The organism is Citrobacter sp. NCU1 (assembly GCF_010231475.1).
GTDB lineage: Bacteria > Pseudomonadota > Gammaproteobacteria > Enterobacterales > Enterobacteriaceae > Citrobacter_D.
Genome location: NZ_NRDO01000005.1, coordinates 145,240 through 151,547, shown reverse-complemented (window position 1 = coordinate 151,547; position 6,308 = coordinate 145,240). Strand labels below are relative to the sequence as shown.

The window sequence follows — 6,308 nt, the reverse complement described above, 5'->3', positions numbered from 1 at the left end:
CGGAACAATTTGAAAACCAGAATCTCGCTTAGGGTTGTGTCCACATTACGTGGGTAAGATCATCCAGTCAATTTGAGCCTTCATAATACCGGTCATCGCTCCATGTCGTTCCGGAGAGCACCACACCATCCCTTCAGACCAGCGAACCAGTTCACGTAACTCCATGACTTTTGGATGTGACTCCGGAGCATCATCAGGAAGGGGAAGGCCTGATGGATTGAAGATGCGAACTTCTGCACCCATAGCAGTTAACAAACGAGCTGCTTCTTCGGTCGCCAGCCGACTGTAAGAACGTTCACGAACAGAGCCATACAGCATGAGTATACGAGGGGGGTGGGATACGACCGGGCCCCCCAGTTTTTCCTCTGTGACCGCAGCATCGAATAAATCTGGAGCTATATTAGTTAATGTATTCATTTTTCATTTTCCATATAGATTCATGAAATTAGCATGATTAGATTCATGTGAGCCGATGCAGCACTCGTCAATCATGACGGTATGAGCGCTTAACTACTTAGCTATTTACTCCAGCGGAGTCTTGTTTCATCAGTTTTTGCTGTTTACGCAACACTCTTCACGCAAGAATTCAATGATCGCTTCCAGTATTTCGTATTGCGAGACGCACATAAGCGTGCGACTTTCCCGATTCTGTTTGACGAGTCCTACCGATACCAGTGCTGAGATATGGTGGCTTAACGTTGATGCAGGAATGCCAAGCTGTTTTTGTAAATCACCTACGGGCAGACCTTGTTCTCCGGCTTTGACAAGATGCTTAAATATGAATAAACGGGTCGGATGACCTAACTCTTTCAATGCCTTGGCGACTTCTTCCAGTTGCATGTTACATCCCTCTGACGAATTGATATTTCGATATTACCAGAAATATCTTGACCAGAAACATAATTCGATTATTCTGGAAATGTAGATTTTATCAAGGAGGTTTATCATGAATAGTTGGTTGTCTATGCTGCAAGATGCCGCAGGGATGTTTCTGTTCCTGGCCGTCGAGCTATCAGTGCTGTTTATTGTCATCAGTGCCGGTGTGAGTCTGATTAGACAAAAGATCCCGGACCATAAAATCCAGCAGATGATGGGGGCGAAAAAAGGAAAAGGCTACCTGTTGGCTTCGCTATTGGGGGCTGTTACCCCTTTCTGTAGTTGCTCAACCATCCCGATGTTACGCGGGTTGTTGTCGGCAAAAGCAGGGTTCGGCCCGACACTCACTTTTTTGTTTGTCTCACCACTACTTAATCCCATTATTGTGGGTTTGATGTGGGTGACCTTCGGTTGGAAAGTAACGTTGTTGTACGCGATTATCGCTGCCGGAGTCTCAGTCCTTGCCAGTATCGTATTGGATTCTTTGGGATTTGAACGTCATATTGTTGATCATAAACACGCAACATCAGGTGGTTGTGTCACTGGCTGTACTGATTCTGATGTGTCAGCAAAAGCATCGGCAGGCTCAAGTTGTTGCAGCACTAATTCGACACAATCGCCTGCAAAAACGAGCTGCTGTACTTCATCAGCAAAACCCATAATTAACTTAAAAACGGTAAAGAACGCGCAAAACGTATCAGCGTGTTGCTCATCAATATCATCTGAACAACCAGCTGTTAGCTGCTGTAGTGGCGAGACTGTGGGGAGTGTAAATTTCACAACAAATGCCACCTCCGCCCCAATAAAGTTAGCAATGAGAGACGCCTTACAGCAGTTTAAGGACGTACTACCATATCTTTTACTGGGTGTTTTCATTGGTTCATTTATTTATGGCTTTATCCCCTCAGAGTGGATTGCCGCTCATGCGGGTACGGATAATCCGTTAGCCATTCCTCTCAGCGCTGTTGTGGGTATTCCTCTGTATATTCGGGCAGAAGCAGTGATACCGCTTGCATCGGTACTGATGACAAAAGGAATGGGACTCGGGGCGTTGATGGCGCTGATCATCGGTAGTGCTGGAGCAAGTCTGACAGAGGTAATATTGCTCAAATCAATGTTCAGAATGCCCATGATAGTGGCGTTCCTGACGGTTATCCTGGGTATGGCCATACTTATGGGTTATCTGACTCAATTGTTATTTTAATAAATACAAAAAGGATCTTTTGATCCTACCCGCGTAATGTGGACACGGAGATAAGCGAGATTCTGGTTTTCAAATTGTTCCGGGCTGAGACCGCCACAGGCACTGTGACGACGCCAGCGATTGTAATCACACTCGATATAATTAAACACTGTTGTCCGCATTATTTCCCGGCTGCTAAAGTATTCCCCGTGGATACATTCCACTTTCAGCGAATGAAAGAAGCTTTCCACACAGGCATTGTCATAACAGCAGCCTTTCGCACTCATACTCCCGCGCAGATTATGGCGCTTCAGCAGAGCCTGATAATCCGCTGAGCAGTACTGCCCGCCACGGTCCGGGTGAACAATGACATTTTCCGGACGCTTTCGCCGCCACTGCGCCATTTGCAGTGCATCACAGGCAGGCTGTGTCGTCATCCGTGATGACATTGACCAGCCGATAACCGCACGGAACCACAGGTCTATGACCACCGCCAGAGACAACCAGCCTTCATCAGTGCGAAGATACGTGATATCACCCGCCCACTTCTGGTTCGGGCTGCTGGCGCTGAAGTCCTGCTCCGGCAGATTCTCCGATACCGGCAGACCATGTTCACGGTAGCTGACCGGGCTGAACTTCCGGGTGGCTTTCACCCTTAGCCCCTGGCGACGCAGGCTGGAGACAATGGTTTTGATATTGAACTCCGGCAGTTCGTCAGCAAGACGGGGAGCTCCGTACCGCTGTTTTGCCTCAGTGAATGTCTTACGAACAGCAGCATCGCAAATGAGCCGCAACTGCTGGCGAAGACTTATATGGTGTGACGCTGAATAATTTCATGCAACATGTAGATATTTACATCCGATGGTATAACGAACGGCGTATTAAACTGTCGCTGGGCGCAGCCAGTCCGGAAATATATCGGCAACAACTTGGGATAACACAATAAACCAGTCCATGAAAACATCCGCCCCCTGTTCTTCTGCCTGCTCCTCCAACTGACGTTTAAGACAGTCAATTTCAACAGCCATTTTTTGCTCACGTTTGGAAGAGGAATGTGCATTCTTCAACTTACTGCGCCAGGCATAAAGCTGCGATTCATACAGGCTGAGTTCACGGGCAGCGGCAGCCACACCAATACGTTCAGCAAGCTTCAGGGCTTCATTGCGAAATTCAGGTGTGTATTGCTTACGGGGCTTCTTGCTGCCTGATACGGACTTTGTCATGTGAGCTACCTCTGGTTGAGAGTTTACTCACTTAGTCACGTGTCCACTATTAATGAGATGGACGCTCCACTTAAACGCCAACAGATGTGCCAAAGTTGAGTGTCCCCCCCTGGTTAAGAGGAGCGCAAAAATGCAAATATCTACACTCGGTATTGATCTGGCTAAAAACATATTTGTTCTTCATAGTGTTGATCACTCTGGAAAAACTGTCCTGAGAAAAAAACTTAACCGTAGTCAGTTTGTCCCCTTCGTTATACAACTTCCACCCTGCCTGATTGGAATGGAAGCATGTTCATCAAGTCATCATTTCGCCCGTATATTTATCCGTGAGGGTCACGAAGTTCGGATGATGCCACCGCAATATGTTAAGCCGTATGTCAAAACCAATAAAACCGACGCTGCCGATGCAGAAGCCATTTGCGAGGCTGTCACCCGTCCTAATATGCGATTTGTACATGTGAAAACAATCGATCAACAGGCTGTTATTGCTCTTCATACTGAACGTGACCTGTATATGAGACAACGCACTGCCACCAGTAATTGTCGGCGGGCAATGCTGTCCGAATTAGGATTTTGTATCCCGACAGGAATGAGTGCTTTGTATAAAAGCGTGCCAGCAATACTGGAGGATGCAGAAAATGAACTCCCGTCTTTTGTGCGTCGAAGTATCAGCCGCCGACTGGAAGAATTACAGGCAAAAGAAGAGCAGATTGCACAGGCTGAGCAGGATCTTCAGTCATGGTTCCAGACTCAACCTGATTGCCAGAGAGTGGCCAAAGTGCCGGGTATTGGCTTGTTGACGGCAACTTATCTTATTGCGTCAGTGGGTAACTGTAAGCAGTTCAACTCAGCGAAACAGTTTGCTGCATGGCTCGGTCTGACACCACGAGAGCACTCCAGTGGAGGTAAACAGCGGTTTGGCGGTATAAGCAAACGTGGAGACGGATATTTCCGCTATCTTCTGGTTCATGGTGCCCGATCAGTGTTGAAACTGATCGAAAGATATAAAGAAAGCATGCCATGGCTATACGCCCTTTCACAGCGAAAACATCACAATGTTGCTGCTGTTGCGCAGGCTACAAAAACGGCCCGGGTGCTCTGGGCTATGTTAACGAAAGGCTCTGAGTATAAAATCAGCTTAGCTACCTGATACAAGCTCAACCAGCTAAGCTGATTACCGTTCAGACCCGATAACACGTCGTGACAATGTGAGTGTAAATAACAGGATATAAAAACAGGTAAGACCACAGGTGAGAGAAACTGATACCCACGCGGGGCAATAACAGCCCGTACTTATTGATTGGTACTCACCTGGCGGCGCTCATCATGGTTCGGGGTAGTGAAAGCTGAAAGCCCCATCAGAAACCGGATATATGGCTGCAGTTACTCGTTTTGATCATTGCTGGAAACACCTTGCACTGGCTGAGAGTCCATATATGCTGGGTAAGATCAATCAGCCACTGTGACAGTCTGACCTGGGTGCAGCGGCGCTGTCTAGTGACCTGACAGGAACCTACTCCCGGTCATCCTAGCTATATGATTCTTGAGGCCTCCGAAAAGGCCTCGTAGTGGTAATATTACCATCGGTAATGATGGTTCCTCATATAGCTTTAGCTTCATCCTTTGCTGGTTGCCTGGCATCACTTCTGCTTATGAGATCACTCAACTCTTTTTCTTTTCCAACAAGCCCGAGCTTCTCGTCAATTATTTTCATTTTCGCAGCAATCCTTTCCTCCGCTCCATTATTGATACGCCTATGTAAAATACTGCCTAGCAGCATACCAATTACACCGATAACTGCCATGATAGAGAATACGGTTACATATCCTGAATCGCCTTCTGCACCATTATCAATGATCTTTCCCCAGAGGCCATAGGCAAAAGTCGCTGGTAAATAAATTATAAAAGCGGCAAAGGCAATTGCGGAACCTGAAAATCTTTGAGGTAATCCCATCTGACCAAACGGTGCAAAAAATAATGAGCGCATAAAAAAGAAAGTTGCTGTCAAAAGCATAAGCACAGCCATTGCTGGTAAGGCATATGCCTCTTCCTGCGGCATTAAAATCATAATAAGACTAAGTATTGTCACTAACCCCAATCCAAAACGCATACCACCGCTAGGCCCACCAAAAAATTTATCAGCGATAAAACCTGCTGGGATAGCACAAGTAATCCTGCCTCCTGAAGTCGACAGAATACCGAAAATAGAAATGGCAAGGACAGGCAGGAAATAGACCTCCTTCAAAAAAGTCAAAAAGAAGGGAAGAGTGGTGTAAGTCATAAATACTGTAAACCCTAAGAGTCCAGCTAACCAAACCTCAGGGATTTTCATGGTTGCTTTCATCCCCTCTCTTACTTCTTTATTAGCTTTTTGTGAATCAGTACCGGATTTCAGTAATGTTTCTGTGGGTAGCATGTACCAAGCGATGATTCCTAATAGAATCATCATGACTGCATTGCCCATGAAAGCGATTTTCAATCCAAATACACTTTGTCCCAGGTAAGCATATAATCCTACAACAGCCATATTTTGAAAAAGCTCAACCAATCCTCGCCCCCCCTCAAGTAAACCAAAAATTTTCCCTTGGTTTTTGTTTGTCGTTGTCTTTCTGACTGAGGCCAGTACAGCAGGCCAAAATACCCCCTCACACCAGAGAGAAAGCATGACAAATAGGAAACACAGCACCGCAAAATTACTTGTATATCCAAGGAAAAAAGTTGTAGCCCCACCAAAAATCATGTTAATTGGAATGAGTTTTTTTGGTGAAAATCTGTCCTGAGCCCAAGAGAAGACTAGATAAAATATATTATGCGTAATGCCATATATTGACATCAATATGCCAAACTCAGTTTTTGATATCTTCCATAACTCTAGCATTTGTGGCAGTAATACACCTTTCATTGCAAGTAATGAAAAGGCGAACTGAGCACACATAACAAGAACCATAAAGTTCATGAAAACTTTTTTCGATGCGAAAAGCGGACTTCCATCCACTCCGATAAAAATATTTTTCATTTAATATTCC

General features: G+C 45.8%; 4 protein-coding genes and 4 pseudogenes. 3 read left to right on the top strand and 5 right to left on the bottom strand.

What is annotated here, in order from left to right:
* Positions 1-54: 54 nt before the first annotated feature.
* Positions 55-417 (bottom strand): annotated as a pseudogene (locus CJP72_RS02285) (NAD(P)H-dependent oxidoreductase); the annotation flags it as partial.
* Positions 418-546: 129 nt separating this feature from the next.
* On the bottom strand, positions 547-840 hold the full coding sequence (locus CJP72_RS02280; RefSeq protein ID WP_080213601.1) for an ArsR/SmtB family transcription factor: 294 nt from the start codon (positions 838-840) through the stop codon (positions 547-549).
* A gap of 106 nt (positions 841-946) precedes the next feature.
* Between CJP72_RS02280 and CJP72_RS02275 the strand changes: the two genes are divergently transcribed.
* The gene (locus CJP72_RS02275) at positions 947-2,080 is read left to right on the top strand and encodes a permease (protein WP_162379281.1); all 1,134 of its coding nucleotides are present in this window, start codon (positions 947-949) and stop codon (positions 2,078-2,080) included.
* Here CJP72_RS02275 and CJP72_RS25370 read toward each other — a convergent pair.
* A pseudogene (locus CJP72_RS25370) lies at positions 2,077-2,885 on the bottom strand (IS3 family transposase); the annotation flags it as partial. The gene CJP72_RS02275 and the pseudogene CJP72_RS25370 sit on opposite strands and share 4 nt — an antisense overlap.
* Between CJP72_RS25370 and CJP72_RS25365 the strand changes: the two are divergent.
* Positions 2,880-3,005, top strand: a pseudogene (locus tag CJP72_RS25365) (IS3 family transposase); the annotation flags it as partial. The pseudogenes CJP72_RS25370 and CJP72_RS25365 overlap by 6 nt on opposite strands.
* Before the next feature lie 28 nt (positions 3,006-3,033).
* Here the strand turns inward: CJP72_RS25365 and CJP72_RS25360 are convergent.
* Positions 3,034-3,282, bottom strand: a pseudogene (locus tag CJP72_RS25360) (transposase); the annotation flags it as partial.
* Between the two features lie 130 nt (positions 3,283-3,412).
* Between CJP72_RS25360 and CJP72_RS02265 the strand changes: the two are divergent.
* Positions 3,413-4,432, top strand: coding sequence for an IS110 family transposase (locus CJP72_RS02265; RefSeq protein WP_162379280.1), 1,020 nt, complete (start codon positions 3,413-3,415; stop codon positions 4,430-4,432).
* Positions 4,433-4,882: 450 nt separating this feature from the next.
* Here the strand turns inward: CJP72_RS02265 and CJP72_RS02260 are convergent, their stop codons facing one another.
* Positions 4,883-6,298, bottom strand: coding sequence for an MFS transporter (locus CJP72_RS02260; protein ID WP_162379279.1), 1,416 nt, complete (start codon positions 6,296-6,298; stop codon positions 4,883-4,885).
* Positions 6,299-6,308 lie beyond the last annotated feature (10 nt).